This is a genomic window from Shimia sp. MMG029 (genome assembly GCF_027947445.1).
Lineage (GTDB): Bacteria > Pseudomonadota > Alphaproteobacteria > Rhodobacterales > Rhodobacteraceae > Shimia.
Genome location: NZ_JAQJIM010000004.1, coordinates 297,271 through 314,842 on the forward strand (window position 1 = coordinate 297,271; position 17,572 = coordinate 314,842).

Consider the following 17,572-nt stretch of genomic DNA (forward strand, 5'->3'; position numbering starts at 1 on the left):
AACACCCCAGCAGCTTGGAACCAGTACATGACAGCTTTTTCGCCGGATCAGCCCATGCTCGACGGCCTCTTTCGCTTCATCGCGCTGGATGTAGAAACGGCAAACGCCCATCGCAGTAGTATCAGTCAGATCGGCCTTGCCGGGGTGCGTATGGACGGTTCCATCGAAACTTTTGCCACCTACATTGACCCTGAAGAGCCCTTTGCGCCGTTTAACACAGAGCTCACGGGGATCAGCGCTGCCACTGTGCGGGGCGCGCCTACGTTTGCGCAGGCTTGGCCTGTGATGGCTTCAGTTCTGTCGCGCCATTTGTTGGTGCAGCACAGCGGGTTTGACGAAAAGGCCATCACCGCCGCCTGCCTCACAGCGGGGCTTGGCAAGTCAAAGCTTCACTGGGCCGACAGCGTGAAAATCGCGCGCAAGGCCTGGCCTGAGTTTCGGGGCAATGGCGGGCATGGTCTCGGCCATTTGAAAGAGGCGCTGGGTCTGCAGTTTCACCACCATGACGCAGGCGAAGACGCGCGCGCTGCGGCCGAAGTCGTGCTGAAAGCAGAGCGACGTTTGGGTGAAACCATTGAAGAAATCACCGGCAAAACCGCGCATTTGCAGATGTCGTTTGCCTTCTGAAACGCAAAACGCGGAGCATAAGCCCCGCGTTTCAACATCCCATGTGACAGCACTCAGAAGTCGAGGTTTTCCACGCTCAGCGCGTTCTTCTGAATGAATTCACGACGCGGCTCCACCACATCGCCCATCAGCTTGGTGAACAGATCATCGGCTTCTGCCATATCCTCGACCTTCACCTGCAACAGGGTACGGGCATCCGGGTCCAGCGTGGTTTCCCACAGCTGATCGGGGTTCATTTCCCCCAGACCTTTGTAGCGCTGCAGTGTCAGACCTTTCTCGCCTTCCGCCAGAATGGCTTTCAGCAGGTCCAGAGGCCCATGGATGATCTGGCTGCGATCTTTGCGCACCAGCGTCGCCGAGGTGCCGTAGACTTCCTGCAGGCTCTCGGTGAAACTGCCGGATTTGCGTGCCTCACCAGAGCGCAGCATCGGGCCATCCAGCGTGCGCACCTCTTCGACACCGCGCAGAATGCGGGCCAGTCGGATGCCGTGATCCTGTGTGATACGCCCAGTCCAGCCCCGCTCATATTCCAGCGCAATCAGGTCCAGACGTTGCGCAACTTTGTCGGCCACGCCTTGCAGATCGCTGTCCACCGCACCGGGCACAAAGGCACCTGCAATGGCCGCCTGCTCCAGAATGTGGCGTGGGTAATGCGTTGGAAACGCTTCTAGAACCTGATTCAGCCGACGTGCCTCGGTCACAACGCGGGCCAGATCCTGACCGGTTATTTCCATGCCGTTGCCCAGCTTCAGCACTGCGCCTTCAATGCCTTGGTTCACCAGATAATCATCCAGCGCTCCCTGATCTTTCAGGTACACCTCAGACTTGCCGCGCGCCACTTTGTAGAGCGGGGGTTGGGCAATATAGAGGTGCCCTTTCTCGATCAGCTCTGGCATCTGACGATAGAAGAAGGTCAGCAGCAGCGTCCGAATGTGCGCGCCGTCCACGTCCGCATCGGTCATGATCACCACTTTGTGGTATCGCAGCTTCTCGACATTGAATTCATCGCGCCCAATGCCGGTGCCAAGCGCCATCACCAGGTTGCCGATCTCTTGCGAGCTCAGCATCCGGTCAAAGCGCGCGCGCTCCACGTTCAGGATCTTACCGCGCAGCGGCAGGATCGCCTGTGTCATCCGGTCCCGACCAGTCTGTGCAGATCCGCCCGCAGAATCCCCCTCCACGAGGAAGACTTCGGTCTTCGACGGGTCTTTCTCCGCACAATCCTTGAGTTTGCCAGCGAGGAAGTTCACATCCATCGCCGTTTTGCGCCGTGTCAACTCGCGCGCTTTACGCGCCGCTTCCCGGGCATGGGCCGCCTCAAGGATCTTGGAAACGATCATCTTCGCGGTCTGCGGGTTTTCCTCAAACCACTCGGTCAGCTTCTCGTTCATCAGCCCTTCAACCGCCGGGCGCACTTCCGAGCTCACCAGCTTGTCTTTGGTCTGGGAGCTGAACTTCGGATCCGGCACTTTCACGGAGAGCACACAGGTCAGGCCCTCACGGGCATCATCGCCGGTGAAGGTGATCTTCTCTTTTTTCGCAACACCGCTTTCCTGTGCGTATTTTTGCAAGGTGCGGGTCAGCGCGCCACGGAAGCCCGCAATGTGTGTGCCGCCATCGCGCTGTGGAATGTTGTTGGTAAAGGGCAGCACGTTTTCGTGGTAGCTGTCATTCCACCACATCGCGACCTCAACACCGATGTCGTCTTTCTCGCCTTTCACATAGATCGGCGCTTCCATCAGCGGGGTTTTGTGGCGGTCGATATATTTGACGAATTCATTCACACCGCCGTCGTAGTAAAGCTCGGTGCGCAGCGGCTCTGCCGGGCGTTCGTCTTCCAGAATGATGCGCACACCGGAATTCAGGAAGGCCAGCTCGCGCAGGCGCTTTTCCAGCGTGTCAAAAGAGTAGTCGATGTTGGAAAACGTATCAGTGGACGCCATAAAGCGCACTTCGGTGCCGGTCTCATCGCCGCATTCTGCCACTTCGCGCAGGTGCTCAGTACAATCGCCGTGCTCAAACTTGGCGTAGTGCTCTTTGCCGTTGCGCCAAATACGCAGCTCAAGCCACACCGACAGCGCGTTCACAACTGAAACCCCAACGCCGTGCAGACCGCCCGACACCTTGTAGGAGTTGCTGTCAAACTTACCGCCAGCGTGCAGCTGGGTCATAATCACCTCAGCCGCAGAGACGCCTTCTTCGGGGTGAATATCCACCGGAATACCGCGCCCGTTGTCATAGACAGAGACCGAGCTGTCAGCGTGAATTTTCACCCGAACATGGTCTGCGTGGTTGGCCAACGCCTCATCGATGCCGTTGTCCACAACCTCATAAACCATATGGTGCAGACCCGAGCCATCGTCGGTGTCGCCAATATACATCCCTGGCCGTTTCCGGACCGCTTCCAAGCCTTTGAGAACTTTGATGGAATCCGCGCCATATTGCTCGGGATTTTGCGCGTTGTCAGACATTCATGTCGCCCTTTTTGGTTTCCCGATTTTATATCGGATCTGGGCGGGGTTGTCACGCAAATGGCCAAATTTTCCGCAATGAAAGCGGTGGGGGCTAGGCTTGCTCAGAAAGCGCCGAAATCCCATCGGTGTCAGTGACTTCAAAGTACTGCGCGCGTGCGCCCATCGCATCAAACAGGCTGCGTTCCGTTCCTGTCATCCAGGCTTGCGCCCCAAGCCCGCAAATCTCGTCATACAGCGCGGCACGGCGGTCAGGGTCAAGGTGGGCAGCGACCTCATCCAGTAGCAGCAAAGGCGGCGCGCCAAGGTCCTCGGCCAGTGCCCGCGCATTGGCGAGAATGAGCGATACCAACAGCGCTTTTTGCTCCCCAGTAGAGCAATCTTTCGCAGGCACCGCCTTGCTCAGAAACGTGCCCAGCATGTCGGTGCGATGAGGCCCAACAAGCGAGCGGCCCGCCGCAATGTCGCGAAACCGGCTTTCTGCCAGAGCTTCAGCCAGATCCGCTTGGCTGTCAGGCATGCTGCCTTCGGACTGGATCAACTCAAGTTCTGCGGCCGGGAATGCGGTTTCCGCCTGAGTTTGCGCTGTGCTCAGGCGCTCTACCGTGCGGGTGCGTGCTGCATGAATGCGCGCCCCGCTGTCTGCCATCTGCCGCTCCAGTGCGACATACCAATGGGCATCGTTAAGCTGCTCTTTCAGCAGACGATTGCGCTGCCGCATGGCCTTTTCATAGGCAAGCGAATGCTCCGCATGATCCGGGAAAAAGCTCAGCGTCATCCGGTCCAGAAACCGCCGACGTCCTTCTGCGCCTTCAATCCACAGCCGATCCATCGACGGGATCAGCCACAGCACCCGCGCGAGGCGCCCCAACTGTACCTGTGGCGCGGCTTTGCCATCCACTTGCACCTGCCGCGCGGCTCCGTTTTCAGACCGAATGTCGATTTCATATGAGGTGCCCCGCGCGCGCAAAAGTCCGGAAAGCTTCCAGCCAATCGCCTCCGGGCGGCGTGTCATCTCTTCGGCACTGGCCCGGCGGATGCCCCGGCCCGGCGAAAACAGCGACACCGCCTCAAGAATGTTGGTTTTGCCCGCCCCATTGGGGCCAAATAACGCAACAGGGCGCCCATCACACTGAAGGGCGCCTTTTTTATGAGACCTGAAATGAGACAGGTGGAGAGATGTCAGCACCAATTCAGACATGTGTCCGACTTCTTACAGTGACAAACCACCTCTGCCAGTGGCATCGGCGCAAGCCCGTTACACCCGCATCGGCATAACAACATAGACGGCGGAGGTGTCATTGCCTTCGCGCATCAGGGTTGGATCGCCCGCAGAGTTGAACATGAACACCGCGTTTTCGCGATCCACCTGGCTCGCGATTTCCAGCAGGTATTTCGCGTTGAAGCCGATCTCCAGACGCTCGTCGTTATAGGCCACGACCAGCTCTTCTTCCGCTGCGCCGCTGTCTGGAGAGTTCACAGACAGCACCAGACGGTCTTCGTCCAGTTGCAGTTTCACTGCACGGGAGCGTTCCGAGGAAACAGTCGCCACACGGTCCACCGCCTTGGCAAATTCTGCCGCATCCACTTCCAGCTTGCGGGTGTTGCCCTGCGGGATCACGCGGCTGTAGTCGGGGAAGGTGCCGTCAATCACTTTGGAGGTCAGGGTGATGTCAGGTGTGGCAAAGCGCACTTTGGTCTCGCTGACGGAGACCGCGATTTCCATTTCATCGTCGTCCAGCAGTTTGCGCAGCTCACCCACGGTTTTGCGTGGCACAATCACACCGGGCATATCTGCTGCACCAGCAGGCACATCCGTGTCGATGCGTGCCAGACGGTGACCATCGGTCGCCACAGCCCGCAGCGTCTTGCCGCCATCCGCATCCGCAACGTGCATGTAAACGCCGTTCAGATAATAGCGGGTCTCCTCGGTGGAGATTGCAAATTTTGACTTGTCAAACAGCCGCCGCAGCGCCGGGGCAGGGGCGGAGAAGTTTGAGGTGTACTCAGAGGTTGCCATCACCGGGAAGTCTTCGCGAGGCAGCGTGGCCAGCGAGAAGTTGGAGCGACCCGCTTCCACTGTCAAACGGCCAGCGGCGCTGTCGTCCGTTAGTGTGACCAGTGCACCATCAGGCAGCTTGCGCACAATCTCATGCAGAGTGGTTGCCGCAACGGTTGTCGCGCCAGCGCGCTCCACCATGGCGTTGGCTTTGTCCACAACCTCAATATCGAGGTCGGTCGCCCGGAACTGGACTGTGTCCCCTTCCGCTTCGATCAGGACGTTGGCCAGGATCGGAATTGTATTGCGCCGCTCAACGACAGACTGTGCTTGCGACACTGCCTTCAGCAGTACGGCGCGTTCGATACTGATTTTCATCCCATCGTCCTCCGATTGCCGGGAAGGGCAAATTAGCGACATCCCTTGCCGACACAAGTGTTTTGTTGGTTTTGTCGGCCACTTCTGAGGGGCCGTCAAGCGTATAGGGGTATGGAAAACGCCGCAGCCCTTGTGGGCGCGGCGTTTTGGTAACGTATTTTGCGTTTGATGCGGGGTGGCGCTTAAGCTTCCAGCGCCCGGCGCAGCATTTCCAGATCTTCTGCGATTTGCCCGTCAGAGCTGCGCAGCTCTTCGATCCGCTTCACACCGTGCATGACTGTTGTGTGGTCGCGCCCACCAAAACGGCGGCCGATCTCCGGCAGCGAACGGGAGGTGAGCTGTTTGCACAGATACATTGCCACCTGACGCGGGCGGGCAAAAGTGCGCACACGCTTGGGGCCGATCATGTCCGACAGGCGAATGTTGTAGTGCTCGGCCACCTTCCGCTGAATTTCCTCAACAGAGATCTTGCGCTCTGAGGCGCGCAGCACGTCGGACAGACAGTCCTGCGTCAGCTCCATGGTGATCTCACGACCCACCAGAGAGGCAAAGGCAAACAGACGGGTCATCGCGCCTTCCAGCACGCGCACGTTGGTGGAAATGCGATGGGCCAGGAATTCCAACACACCCTCTGCCAGCTGAAGCTCAGGGTATTGCTCACGGTAGCTGTCGACCTTGTTCTGCAGAATGCCAAGGCGCAGCTCATAGTCTGTGGGGTGCAGGTCAACGACCAGACCACATTGCAGGCGGCTCTTAATGCGGTCTTCCAGATCCTTGATTTCGCCCGGCGCGCGGTCAGCAGAAATGATGATCTGCTTGTTCTGATCCACCAGCGCATTGAAGGTGTGGAAGAATTCTTCCTGTGTGCTGTCCTTGCCGGCGATGAATTGAACGTCATCCACCATCAGAACGTCAACAGAGCGGAACAGCTCTTTAAAATCCATCATTTTGCGGTCACGCAACGCTTGGACAAAGCGATACATGAACTGCTCGGCGGAAAGATACAGCACGTTCAAATCGGGGCGATGCGCCTGCAACTCCCAGGCGATTGCGTGCATCAAGTGTGTCTTACCCAGACCCACACCACCATAGAGGAACAGCGGGTTGAAAGTGACAGGGCCACCTTCGGCCACACGGCGTGCCGCAGCATTGGCCAGCTCGTTCGGTTTGCCGACAACGAAGCTGTCAAAGGTGAAGCGAGCGTCCAGCGGCGCACCTGTCATTTCGGTTTCAGAGTGCGAAGCAGTCTTTGCAGCTGCACCCGCGCTCACAGCTGCACCTGTTGGTGTCGCAGTCGCCGTAGCGGCGCCGGTGCTCATTGCACGGCGCGGTTGCTGTGATGCAACCTTGAATTGCATTCGCTGCACATCCGCCCCAGCCTGATTCAGCTGGTGCAAGATCAAATCACCGTAGTTTTGCGACACGTAGTTGCCGATGAAGTTGGTGGGCACATGGAAGGTGGCCACACCCTCGTTCAGCTCCGCTAGATCGACCGGCTCGATCCAGGTTTTAAAATTGTTCTGGCCAACCGTCTTGAGAAGGTCTTGCTGTATGTCGCCCCATTTTTCGTCGGTCATCTGTTCCCGTGTTCCTTCAAACGTTCCGTCGCGCCGGGCTTTGCCCAGTCTTAGTCTTGTCCCATGATCACGTCGTCTGAAGGCCATAACGGCAACAAATTAGACATAGCTCTACCGTTCCGGGAGTCCCAGATCCCAGGTAGAGTGCGTCTAACGCGCAAGCGCAGATTTGTCGGAACAGCATACACCCCACCAACTGATAAAGTTACATCCATGATGTAACCGGATCAGCTGGCTGGCATGGCAAAGCCATAGCGTGTCAGCGTCTGTCCCCCCCAAGGCGATGTGAATCGCTGTCAGAACCTAGCAAGCTGGTGCTCACGCGAGCAACTGAACTTCGATCTTGACTCAGAGGATTCAGAAAAAGAATCTATCCACAGGTGGATAAGTTATTGTTGGGAAATAGAAATTGTCATCTGGTCAAAAGGTGCGCGAATTTACCTTCTCTTAATGCGTGTATTTTATGAAAACTTTCGGCGCACACTATGTGGTGGCACGAAAGCACCGTTTTTCTTTTGTTTCGGGGTCAGTTGCTCATCAGGCGTTGTGGCGTCCCTGCCACAAGGGATGTGCATCGCAGCGATTCCCAAAAGGAATCGTTGGGACGTTTGGCTTATGCACAGGGCACAATCCTGCCCCCGCAGAATTGCCGCAGCCTCATCCTTGGCAGGGGAACTTCTGACATAATGCAACCCTGAGCCGCAGTTACGGGACCTCTGCGGGGTTGTTTCACTGCGCGGCCCGGTGCAAAACAGGCAGCGATGGCAAAGCAACTTGATTACCACACGATCCGTGAGATCTTCACGCGGTTTGAGGCAGCTGAAGCCCACCCCAAAGGCGAGCTTGATCACGTCAACGCTTATACTTTGGTGGTGGCGGTTGCCCTGTCCGCACAAGCGACCGACGCCGGTGTAAACCGCGCCACCAAAGAGCTTTTCAAACTGGCGGATACGCCGCAGAAAATGCTCGATTTGGGGGAAGAGGAGGTCATAAACCACATCAAGACCATTGGGCTTTATCGCAACAAAGCCAAGAATGTGATCAAACTATCGCGCATTCTGGTCGACCAATACGGCGGTGAAGTGCCCAACTCCCGCGCCGCATTGGAAAGCCTGCCCGGTGTCGGCCGCAAGACCGCAAATGTGGTTTTGAACATGTGGTGGCAGTACCCGGCACAGGCTGTGGACACCCACATCTACCGCTTCGGCAATCGCTCCGGCGTCTGTCCCGGCAAAGACGTGGTCGCCGTGGAACGCGCTATCGAAGACCAAATTCCCGTGGATTTTCAACTCCACGCCCATCACTGGATGATCCTGCACGGCCGCTATGTGTGCAAAGCACGCAAGCCACTTTGTGGCACCTGTCTCATCCGCGATCTCTGCCTTTTTGAGGACAAAAACCTATGAAAAACTATCAGGTTGTCGGCATCGGCAACGCCATTGTTGATGTGATCAGCCAGTCTGATGACAGCTTTCTGGATCTTATGGGGATCGAGAAAGGCATCATGCAGCTTGTGGAAAAAGAGCGGGGCGAAATGCTCTATGCGGCGATGACCAACCGCACACAGGCACCGGGCGGCTCGGTGGCGAACACGCTCGCGGGCCTCGGGGCGCTGGGCCTCTCCACCGCCTTCATTGGTCGTGTGCATGATGACGCGCTGGGCCAGTTCTATGCGCAATCCATGGAGACCGGCGGCACCGATTTTGTGAACCCGCCGGTGCCAGGCGGTGAGCTGCCGACCTCGCGCTCGATGATCTTTGTCTCCCCGGATGGCGAGCGTTCCATGAACACTTATCTGGGCATCTCCTCTGAGGTCGGCCCGAATGACGTTTCTGATGATGTGGCCGGTCAGGCACAGCTCCTGTTCCTTGAAGGCTACCTCTACGACAAGCCCAAAGGCAAAGAAGCTTTTGAACGCGCCGCCAAACTCTGCCGCGACGGGGGCGGCAAGGCGGGCATCGCCCTGTCTGATCCTTTCTGTGTAGAGCGCCACCGCGACGATTTCCGCCGTTTGGTGAAAGAGCTGGATTTCGTGATCGGCAATGAACACGAATGGGCCTCGCTCTATCAGACTGACCTCAGCGCCGCGCTTGAACAGGCGGCGCAGGACGCGGGCATGGTGGTCTGCACCCGCTCGGGCAAAGACGTTGTGCTGCTCAGCGGCGAGGAAGAGGCCACCGTTTCGGTGAACGAAATCGTGCCAGTGGACGCCACCGGCGCCGGGGATCAGTTTGCCTGCGGCTTTCTCTATGGTGTGGCCACCGGACAGTCGCTGGAAACCTCCGGCAAAATGGGCTGCATCGCGGCGGCAGAGGTGATCAGCCACTACGGCGCGCGCCCGGAGAAAGACGTGAAAGCTCTGTTCCAAAAGGCCGGTCTGCTCGGCTGACGGAACGTTTTGACTGACTCGCCGGTGGCACCTGAGAGGTGACTCTGGCGGTGATACTTAAAAATGAGAAGGGGTGTCACTGTTGCCGCTGGTCGCTTCACGCGATACTTGCGGGACCGTTAGGCCCCTTCTCTTCTTTTTCTGACGTCGCGTAGATACCGGGGCGTAGAATTGACAGCGCGCTGGCCTCCGTGCTCGCATCTGCACCAAAGCAGGTGCAGGGATAGGGTACGATGACAGAGCTGGAACAGTTTCGCCAGGACACGCGGCAGTGGCTGAACACCCATTGCCCACAAGAAATGCGTCAGCCCATGGGGGAGGCGGATATCTGTTGGGGCGGGCGAAACTACGTGTTTCAGTCTTCGGCTCAAAAAGAGTGGCTCGACGTGATGGCCGCCCGTGGCTGGACCGTGCCGGCCTGGCCCAAAGCCTATGGCGGTGGCGGGTTGTCAGGACCAGAGCAGAAGATCCTGTCCGAAGAAATGGCGCGGATCAATGCCCGTCCGCCTTTGCAGAGCTTTGGCATCTGGATGCTGGGGCCGGCGCTGTTGGAATTTGGCACCGAAGCCCAGAAACGCCAGTATTTGCCTCAAATTGCGCGCGGCGAAATACGCTGGTGTCAGGGCTATTCCGAGCCGGGCGCAGGCTCTGATCTGGCCAGCCTGCAGACCAAAGGCGAGGACAAGGGCGATTTCTTAGAAGTGAGCGGCCAGAAGGTCTGGACCTCTTATGCCGATAAGGCGGATTGGATTTTCTGCCTTGTACGCACCGAACCTGAGGCCAAGAAACACACCGGAATTTCCTTCCTGCTGTTTGATATGGCAAGCGCGGGGGTGACGACCAAGCCGATCAAGCTGATTTCCGGCGCATCGCCATTTTGCGAAACCTTCTTTGACGCGGTACAGGTGCCCAAGGATCAGATCGTTGGCGCGCGCGGGCAGGGCTGGACCATTGCCAAATATCTGCTGACCCATGAGCGCGAGATGATTGGCGGCTCCGATGCGGCGATCTTTGCCAAAACCGATCTGATCGCTGATGCGACGCAGGCCATTGGGCTTGATGACGCTGGGCGGCTGGATGATCCGATGATGCGCGCAGAGCTGGGGCGCTTTCTGGTCGATGAAATGGCCTTTGGCGCCCACGTAGACATGACCCGCGCCTACATCCGGGCGGGCAACGAGCTGGGCGCCCGCTCTGCGGAGTTGAAATACCTCGGCACCGAGCTCAACAAACGCCGCCAAAGCCTGCGCGTGGCGGCCGGGGGCGCTGAGGATTTGGTCTGGGAAGGCCCGGCCAATGACGCGGGGCAGGCGGCGCAGGATTGGCTGCGCTCCAAAGGCAACAGCATCGAAGGCGGCACCTCCGAGGTGATGCTGGGCATCCTGTCCAAAGCCATTTTGAATTTGCCAAGCTGAGGGGGCGGAGATGGAAATCTTAAATGACGATCACCAGTTGGTGGCCGATGCGGCCGCGGCCTATCTCAGCAAATCCCACCCGATCGCGGCGTTTCGGGCCTTGCGCGAACACGGCGCTGCGCAAGGGTATGACCGCGCGATCATGACCGAGCTTGCGGAGCTGGGCTGGATGGGCATCCTGTTGCCCGAAGAGGTCGAGGGCGCGGATTTTGGCGCACGGGCTGCAGGCGTGATCGCAGAGGAGATTGGGCGTAATCTGACGGTGGCACCGTTTCTCTCCACGGCGGTTCTGTCAGCGTCCCTGTTGCGTCAGACCGGCGGCACGGCGCTCGCAGAATGGGGCGCAAAGATTGCGCAGGGATCCACCAGGGTTGCGCTGGCGCTGGAGGAAGGTGCCAAACACCGCCCCGGGCGGATCACAACCACATTGAGCCAAACCGGCGACAGTTTGGCCCTGACTGGGCGCAAGAGTTTTGTGGTGGATGGCAGCGGCGCAGACCGCCTGATTGTGGTGGCGCAGTCAGCGGAAGGACTGGCGCTTGTGCTGGTCGATCCGGCGGCCGAAGGGGTTTTGGTTACGTCGCAGCGGTTGCTGGATGATCGTAATGCGGCACTGTTGCGCCTTGATGAGGTATCCGTGCCCAAAGAGGCGGTTCTCGCCACGGGCGCAGCGGCGCAACAGGCCTTGGATCACGCGCTCTGTATGGGTCGTGCGGTGGCCGCCGCAGAGCAACTGGGCGTGGCCAAAGCCGCCGCAGAGCAGACCTTTGAATACCTGCGCACCCGCAAGCAATTTGGTCTGTTGATTGGCCAGTTTCAGGCGCTTCAGCACCGCGCGGCGGATCTGTATTGCGAATTGGAACAAACCAGCTCGCTGATCGCCCGCGCGCTCAACGCCATTGATGCCGGCAGCGCCGAGGCCGAGGCGCTCAGCCGCGCCGCCAAGGCCAAGATGGCGCATGTAGGGCAGCAGGCCACGGAAGAGGGGGTACAGATGCATGGTGGCATCGGCATGACCGACGAGATGGACCTCGGGCTTTTCATGAAACGGGACCGCGCATTGGCGGAGTTTCTCGGTGACGCAGGCTGCCACACCGAGTGGCTTTTGCGGCACCGCGGCATCTAGCAAGGGTTGAATAGGCGCTAACCTACGGGGGCGTATGTGAAATCAGGGTGACGTAACGGAGCTTTCCAAGAATTTGTCAAGCATTAGGCTTGACGCAACAATATTACCTCCAGACACTGATCCCGGAAAGCTGACAAAATGTCGGCATGGGAGGAAACATTGGAAGTTGTGCAACTGCTCGTCAGCGGGCTTGCGAACGGCTGTGTCTATGGCCTCATCGCACTCGGCTTCGTGCTGATCTATAAGGCGACCGAACAGGTGAATTTCGCCCAAGGCGATTTCATGATGCTCGGCGCCTTTATTACTTTGGGCCTCACGAATGCGCATTACATGGGGCTGCCCTTCTGGGTGGCGGCTCCTCTCGCCATCGCGCTTATGGCGGTGCTGGGCTATCTGCTTGATTTCTTTGTGTTGCGCCATCTCTTCGGGCAAAGTCAGGTGGCGGTTGTGATCCTCACCATCGCGCTGGGCTTTGTGATCCGCTTTGTCGCCGGTGCGATCTGGAGCCACGAGCCGCAGACATTGGAAAGCCCGCTTGCGATTGGTGATTTTAATGTGGGCGGTGTGGTGCTTGGCATGGCCGACATCGCGGTGATTGTCGTCACCGTGCTGCTGACCTTCTTCCTCTATCAGTTCTTTCAGCGGACAAAGCTGGGGCTCGCGATGCAGGCGGCCAGCCAGAACCAAATGGCGGCCTACTTCATGGGCATTCCGGTGAAACGGGTGCAGGGCATGATCTGGGGCTTGTCCGGTGCAACCGCAGCGGTTGCTGGCATCCTCTTTGCCTCCAAAGGTGCGATTGACCCGAACGCCGGGCTTTTGGGCATCAAGGCCTTTGCCGCCGCTGTCATCGGTGGCTTTGGCAGCCTGCCCGGCGCGCTTATGGGCGGGCTGATTGTGGGGGTGATCGAACCTTTCGCCGCGCGCTATCTCGCCGCCGGATACAGCCAGATCGCCCCCTATGCGCTCTTGCTCTTCGTGCTCGTCTTCCGCCCTCATGGCCTGTTCTCACAGGTCCGCAGCAAGAAGGTCTGAGCCGATGCGCATCCATTTCAAAACCTCATATGAGCATGACATCCGCCTGTTCCCGGACCTCTGGAGCTTCTGCGTTTATGCCGCGCTGATTGTCATCGCCGTACTGCTGCCGTGGCTGATTGACGAATTTTACCTTGGCGAAGTCACCAATGTTCTGATCTGGGCCATTGCCGGTCTGGGGCTGATGCTGCTCACCGGACAGACCGGGCAGGCCAGCTTGGGCCACGCGGCCTTCCTTGCGCTGGGCTGTTACTCTTGCGTGATCTTCATGGAACAGGGCTGGCCGTTCCTGCTCGCCTTCCCCGCCGCAGGCATCCTCACCGGGGTGGTTGGAACCATCATCGCCATCCCCGCGATCCGTCTGCACGGCATCTATCTCGCCATTGCCACAATTGCGCTGTCCATTCTGGCCGATGACATCATCGTGCTGCTGGATCCGATCACCGATGGGGTGTCCGGAAAATTTGCCCCGATGATCACCATCTTCGGCATCGAGATCGAGCGCTGGACCACACCGGATCGGTTTTACTGGCTGGTGCTTGCGGTCACGATTCTCTGCACGCTGGGGTATCGCAACCTCTTGCGCGCGCCGCTGGGCCGCGCCTTTGCCGCGGTGCGCGACAGCGAGGTCTCCGCCACTGCCATGGGGGTACACATCGCCCGCACCAAGGCCGCCGCTTTCGGGATTTCCTGCGCCATCACCGGGCTCGCGGGCGCCTTGATGGGCTTTTATGCCGGGGCTTTTAACAACGAGACCTTCTCCATTGTGATCTCCATCACGCTCCTGATGATGATTGTGATCGGTGGGCTGGGTTCGATCCACGGGGCCTTCTTTGGCGCGGTGGTGGTCGCCTTCCTGCCGCAGTTCCTGTCGATCACCAAAGACCTGATCGGCGGCAGCTCGGTGGCCATTCCGGGGCTGGAAACCGGCGTCTTTGGCATGATCCTGATCCTTTTCATCCTGTTTGAGCCCATGGGCATCTACGGGCGCTGGATGAAAATCCGTATCTGGTTCGAGCTCTTCCCGTTTGCGCGCAAAGACATGTTCAAACGTCAGAAAAGCTACCTGAAAACGGAGCGTTTGAGATGAGCGCGCTTCTGGAAATCACCAACGCGACGCTCAAATTTGGCGGTGTGGTTGCGGTCAACGATCTGAGCTTCTCGGTGGAAGAAGGCGAAGTCTACGCCATTGTCGGCCCCAATGGCGCGGGCAAATCCACGGTCTTCAATCTGATCTCGCGGTTTTACGATCCTTATGCCGGATCGATCACCTTTGATGGCAATGACCTGCTGGCGCGCAATGCAGATGCGGTGGCCGATCTGGGCATCGCGCGCACCTTCCAGAACATCGAACTCTTTGACCACGCCACGGTTTTGCAAAACCTTCTGGTGGGGCGTCACCGTCATCGCCAGACCAATATGATGCAGGAGATGCTCTTCACCCCCAAAGCAAGGCGGGAGGAGAAGCGCCATCGCGCCGCAGTCGAGGAGGTGATCGATTTCCTCGATCTCCAGCCTTACCGCGACAAGATGATTGCCGGTCTGCCTTACGGTGTGCGCAAAGTGGTCGAGCTTGGCCGCGCGCTGGCCTCTGGCCCACGTCTTTTGCTGTTGGACGAGCCCGCCTCCGGCCTGTCGGTCGAAGAAACTCAGGACATGCGCTGGTGGATTGACGACATCCGCAAGCAGATGGGCATCACCGTTCTGATGGTGGAGCATGACATGGGGCTGGTCTCCGGCGTCTCAGACCGCGTGCTGGCGCTGGCCGATGGGGCCAAACTGGCCGAAGGCACGCCCGCGCAGGTGCAATCTGATCCTGCGGTGATTGAGGCCTATCTGGGCGCGGGGGCAGCGTGATGGGCGAAACAGTGCTGGATATCAAAAACATCGAGAGCTTCTACGGCCCGATTATGGCCATCCGGGGTGTTTCGCTTCAGGTGGAAAAGGGACAGGTGGTCACCGTGCTTGGCGCCAATGGCGCAGGCAAGTCCACACTTCTGAAAACCATCTCCGGCATCATGGACCCCGAAAAAGGCCAAGTGGTCTTTGAGGGCCGCGAAATTCAGGGCATGGAGCCGCACAAGGTGGTGCAGCAAGGCATCGTGCATGTGCCCGAAGGCCGCGAAGTCTTCCCGCTGCTGACGGTGGATGAAAACCTTTCTCTGGGGGCCTACACCCGATTTGACAAGGCGGAGATCGAACAAGACCGACAGATGGTTTTTGACTATTTCCCCATTCTGGCCGAACGCCGCCATCAGGAGGCGGGCACGCTGTCTGGCGGTCAGCAACAGATGCTCGCCATAGGGCGCGGCCTGATGCTGCGACCCAAGATCATGCTCTTGGATGAACCATCCCTCGGCCTGTCTCCGCTGCTGGTGCAGGAGATTTTTGCAATTCTGCGCCGCCTGAACAAAGATGAAGGCGTGACCATGATGCTGGTGGAGCAAAACGCCAAAGTCGCCTTGGAGCTGGCCGATGTGGGCTACGTCATGGAGGTGGGCCGCATCGTGATGGACGACACCGCCGACCGGCTGATGGAGAGCGAAGACATCAAAGCCTTCTATCTTGGCCATCAGGAAGAAGGCGCGCGCGGTGAACGCCGCTGGAAACGCAAGAAAACATGGCGCTGAGGGAGGATTGGACATGAACATTCACAACACATCCCGCCCGCCGGAGCAGGTTGAAATCAACGGGGTGATTGTCTCCGCCATTCCCGGTCAGCGCCCCGCGTTGGTGGACGGCTGCGATACTATGGTTAGCCTGTTTCAGAAACGCTGCGAACAACTGGGCGCGCGCACGGCGCACCGTGAAAAAGACCTCGGCATCTGGCAAAGCTACTCCTGGCGCGACTATTGGGAGCACGCCAAATGGATCGGCATGGGCCTGCGCGCGCTGGGCCTTGAACGGGGCGAGGTGGTCTCGATCCTCTCTGAGGACCGCAAGGAATGGCTCTATGCCGACATGGGCATTCAATGTGTCGGCGGCATCGCCTCAGGGGTTTACACCACCGACAGCGCCAGCCAGCTCGAATACCTTCTGCGCGACAGCGGCAGCCGCTTCCTGTTTGTGGAAAACGACGAGCAGCTCGACAAGTTTCTGGAGATCGAGGAGCAGGCGAGCCATGTGGTGAAGGTCATCATTCTGGATCAGGATGGTCTGCATGATCTGCGCCACGAAAAATGCGTCTTCATCGAAGATCTCTATGACACCGGGCGCGCTTTTGCTGCTGAAAACCCCGGTATGTTTGAGGCTGAGATCACCAAGGCCAAACCCGATGACACGGGGCTTTTGATCTACACCTCCGGCACCACGGGCATGCCCAAAGGGGCCATGCTGTCTCAGGAAAACATCATCTCGGCCTGTGTCTCCGGCGCGCACGCCTTGCCGACCTCTGACAAAGATGAACAGCTCTGCTTCCTGCCGCTGTGTCACATTCTGGAGCGCAATGTGTCAGCCTATTTCCCGATTGCCGGCAAGGCCACGGTGAATTTTGCCGAAAGCCCTGAGACGGTGTTTGACAACCTGCGCGAGGTTTCACCGGCACATTTCACCGCCGTGCCGCGCGTTTGGGAAAAAATCTATTCGCGTGTGCTGGTGCTTGCGCAAGAAGCTACGCCCATTGGCCGTTTTGCCTTTTCCATGGCGGTCAAGGCGGGGCTCAAACGTGCCGACTACCTGCTGGAGCGCAAACCTGTGCCAATGGGGACACAGATCAACTATGCGGTCTGGGATTTTCTGGTGCTGCGCAACCTGCGCCGAATGCTTGGCATGGACAAAATGCGCCGTGGCGGCACCGGAGCGGCACCAATTTCACCAGAGCTGATCCGCTGGTACTGGGCAATTGGCGTGACCCTGCTTGAGGGCTACGGCATGACCGAAAACGCCGGGCTCTGCTCCATCAACCTGCCGGATGACAACAAGATCGGCACCGTGGGCAAATCCTGTCCCGGCTTTCAGGTGCGCATTGCCGAGGATGGCGAAATCCAGACCATGGGGCTCAACAACTTTCAGGGTTATTGGCGCAACAATGAAAAGACCGCAGAGACCTTTACCGCTGACGGCTGGCTGCGCACCGGCGATGTGGGCCGCGTCGATGAAGACGGCTTTGTCACCATCACCGGGCGTCTGAAAGACATCATCATCACCGCTGGCGGCAAGAACATCACTCCGGCCGAAATCGAAAGCCGTCTGAAGTTCAGCCACTACATTTCCGATGCTGTGGTGATTGGCGACGCGCGCAAATACCTCAGCTGTCTGATCATGATTGATCAGGAAAACGTGGAGAAATACGCTCAGGACCGCAAAGTCCCCTTCTCCGATTTTGCCTCGCTCTGCGCGGCGCAGGATGTTGTTGATCTCATCAAAGAGGAGGTGGAGGAGGTCAACAAATCTTTCGCTCGCGTCGAACAGATCAAGGATTTCCGTCTGATCAATGTACTGCTCACGGCTGAGGACGAAGAGCTGACAGCCACCATGAAGCTCAAGCGCAGCTTCGTGGAGAAGAAACACGCAAGCCTGATTGAGGAAATGTACTAAGCTGAAAGCAGCAAACGGG

14 protein-coding genes are annotated in these 17,572 nt (G+C 58.5%); 10 read left to right on the plus strand and 4 right to left on the minus strand.

From position 1 onward, the window contains the following. Positions 1-27: 27 nt before the first annotated feature. Positions 28-627 carry an exonuclease domain-containing protein gene (locus PJL69_RS12605; RefSeq protein ID WP_271309958.1) on the plus strand — a complete coding sequence of 200 codons (600 nt, stop codon included), beginning with the start codon at positions 28-30 and terminating at the stop codon, positions 625-627. 53 nt (positions 628-680) lie between these two features. Here the strand turns inward: PJL69_RS12605 and gyrB are convergent, their stop codons facing one another. The 4 genes from gyrB to dnaA form a co-directional block, all read right to left on the minus strand. Then, entirely contained in the window at positions 681-3,098 is a 2,418-nt protein-coding gene (gene gyrB / locus PJL69_RS12610) for a DNA topoisomerase (ATP-hydrolyzing) subunit B (RefSeq protein ID WP_271309959.1), read from the minus strand. Positions 3,099-3,192: 94 nt separating this feature from the next. Beyond that, a complete protein-coding gene (gene recF, locus PJL69_RS12615; RefSeq protein ID WP_271309960.1) occupies positions 3,193-4,299 on the minus strand; it encodes a DNA replication/repair protein RecF in 1,107 nt (368 codons plus the stop codon). 57 nt (positions 4,300-4,356) lie between these two features. Continuing rightward, positions 4,357-5,475: a DNA polymerase III subunit beta gene (gene dnaN, locus PJL69_RS12620; RefSeq protein WP_271309961.1), complete on the minus strand. Its 1,119-nt coding sequence runs from the start codon at positions 5,473-5,475 to the stop codon at positions 4,357-4,359. A 182-nt stretch (positions 5,476-5,657) separates the two neighbouring features. Continuing rightward, entirely contained in the window at positions 5,658-7,052 is a 1,395-nt protein-coding gene (dnaA, locus tag PJL69_RS12625; RefSeq protein ID WP_271309962.1) for a chromosomal replication initiator protein DnaA, read from the minus strand. Between the two features lie 761 nt (positions 7,053-7,813). On the opposite strand from dnaA, the gene nth reads away from it, so the two are divergent. From nth to PJL69_RS12670, 9 genes are all read left to right on the plus strand, one after another. After that, positions 7,814-8,458: an endonuclease III gene (gene nth, locus PJL69_RS12630; RefSeq protein ID WP_209098005.1), complete on the plus strand. Its 645-nt coding sequence runs from the start codon at positions 7,814-7,816 to the stop codon at positions 8,456-8,458. Beyond that, a complete protein-coding gene (locus PJL69_RS12635) occupies positions 8,455-9,441 on the plus strand; it encodes an adenosine kinase (protein WP_271309963.1) in 987 nt (328 codons plus the stop codon). The genes nth and PJL69_RS12635 overlap by 4 nt, the downstream gene beginning before the upstream one ends. A 233-nt stretch (positions 9,442-9,674) precedes the next feature. Beyond that, entirely contained in the window at positions 9,675-10,856 is a 1,182-nt protein-coding gene (locus PJL69_RS12640) for an acyl-CoA dehydrogenase family protein (RefSeq protein WP_271309964.1), read from the plus strand. 10 nt (positions 10,857-10,866) lie between these two features. Then, a complete protein-coding gene (locus tag PJL69_RS12645; RefSeq protein WP_271309965.1) occupies positions 10,867-11,982 on the plus strand; it encodes an acyl-CoA dehydrogenase family protein in 1,116 nt (371 codons plus the stop codon). Positions 11,983-12,141: 159 nt separating this feature from the next. Next, entirely contained in the window at positions 12,142-13,017 is an 876-nt protein-coding gene (locus PJL69_RS12650) for a branched-chain amino acid ABC transporter permease (protein WP_271310003.1), read from the plus strand. A 4-nt stretch (positions 13,018-13,021) separates the two neighbouring features. Next, positions 13,022-14,107 (plus strand): branched-chain amino acid ABC transporter permease, encoded by a 1,086-nt coding sequence (locus PJL69_RS12655; protein ID WP_271309966.1) that lies wholly within the window; start codon positions 13,022-13,024, stop codon positions 14,105-14,107. Next, a complete protein-coding gene (locus tag PJL69_RS12660) occupies positions 14,104-14,874 on the plus strand; it encodes an ABC transporter ATP-binding protein (RefSeq protein ID WP_271309967.1) in 771 nt (256 codons plus the stop codon). Before PJL69_RS12655 ends, PJL69_RS12660 begins: the two co-directional genes overlap by 4 nt. Then, a complete protein-coding gene (locus tag PJL69_RS12665; protein WP_271309968.1) occupies positions 14,874-15,647 on the plus strand; it encodes an ABC transporter ATP-binding protein in 774 nt (257 codons plus the stop codon). Before PJL69_RS12660 ends, PJL69_RS12665 begins: the two co-directional genes overlap by 1 nt. Before the next feature lie 13 nt (positions 15,648-15,660). Continuing rightward, the gene (locus tag PJL69_RS12670) at positions 15,661-17,553 is read left to right on the plus strand and encodes an AMP-dependent synthetase/ligase (protein ID WP_271309969.1); all 1,893 of its coding nucleotides are present in this window, start codon (positions 15,661-15,663) and stop codon (positions 17,551-17,553) included. Positions 17,554-17,572: the final 19 nt, after the last annotated feature.

Excerpts from the sequence above, each read along its gene's own strand:
- nth (WP_209098005.1), top strand. The coding sequence starts at position 7,814 with ATGGCAAAGCAACTTGATTACCACACGATCCGTGAGATCTTCACGCGG.
- PJL69_RS12605 (WP_271309958.1), top strand. The coding sequence starts at position 28 with ATGACAGCTTTTTCGCCGGATCAGCCCATGCTCGACGGCCTCTTTCGC.
- PJL69_RS12640 (WP_271309964.1), top strand. The coding sequence starts at position 9,675 with ATGACAGAGCTGGAACAGTTTCGCCAGGACACGCGGCAGTGGCTGAAC.
- PJL69_RS12670 (WP_271309969.1), top strand. The coding sequence starts at position 15,661 with ATGAACATTCACAACACATCCCGCCCGCCGGAGCAGGTTGAAATCAAC.
- PJL69_RS12645 (WP_271309965.1), top strand. The coding sequence starts at position 10,867 with ATGGAAATCTTAAATGACGATCACCAGTTGGTGGCCGATGCGGCCGCG.
- PJL69_RS12660 (WP_271309967.1), top strand. The coding sequence starts at position 14,104 with ATGAGCGCGCTTCTGGAAATCACCAACGCGACGCTCAAATTTGGCGGT.
- dnaA (WP_271309962.1), bottom strand. The coding sequence starts at position 7,052 with ATGACCGACGAAAAATGGGGCGACATACAGCAAGACCTTCTCAAGACG.
- PJL69_RS12655 (WP_271309966.1), top strand. The coding sequence starts at position 13,022 with ATGCGCATCCATTTCAAAACCTCATATGAGCATGACATCCGCCTGTTC.
- dnaN (WP_271309961.1), bottom strand. The coding sequence starts at position 5,475 with ATGAAAATCAGTATCGAACGCGCCGTACTGCTGAAGGCAGTGTCGCAA.
- recF (WP_271309960.1), bottom strand. The coding sequence starts at position 4,299 with ATGTCTGAATTGGTGCTGACATCTCTCCACCTGTCTCATTTCAGGTCT.
- PJL69_RS12665 (WP_271309968.1), top strand. The coding sequence starts at position 14,874 with ATGGGCGAAACAGTGCTGGATATCAAAAACATCGAGAGCTTCTACGGC.
- PJL69_RS12635 (WP_271309963.1), top strand. The coding sequence starts at position 8,455 with ATGAAAAACTATCAGGTTGTCGGCATCGGCAACGCCATTGTTGATGTG.
- gyrB (WP_271309959.1), bottom strand. The coding sequence starts at position 3,098 with ATGTCTGACAACGCGCAAAATCCCGAGCAATATGGCGCGGATTCCATC.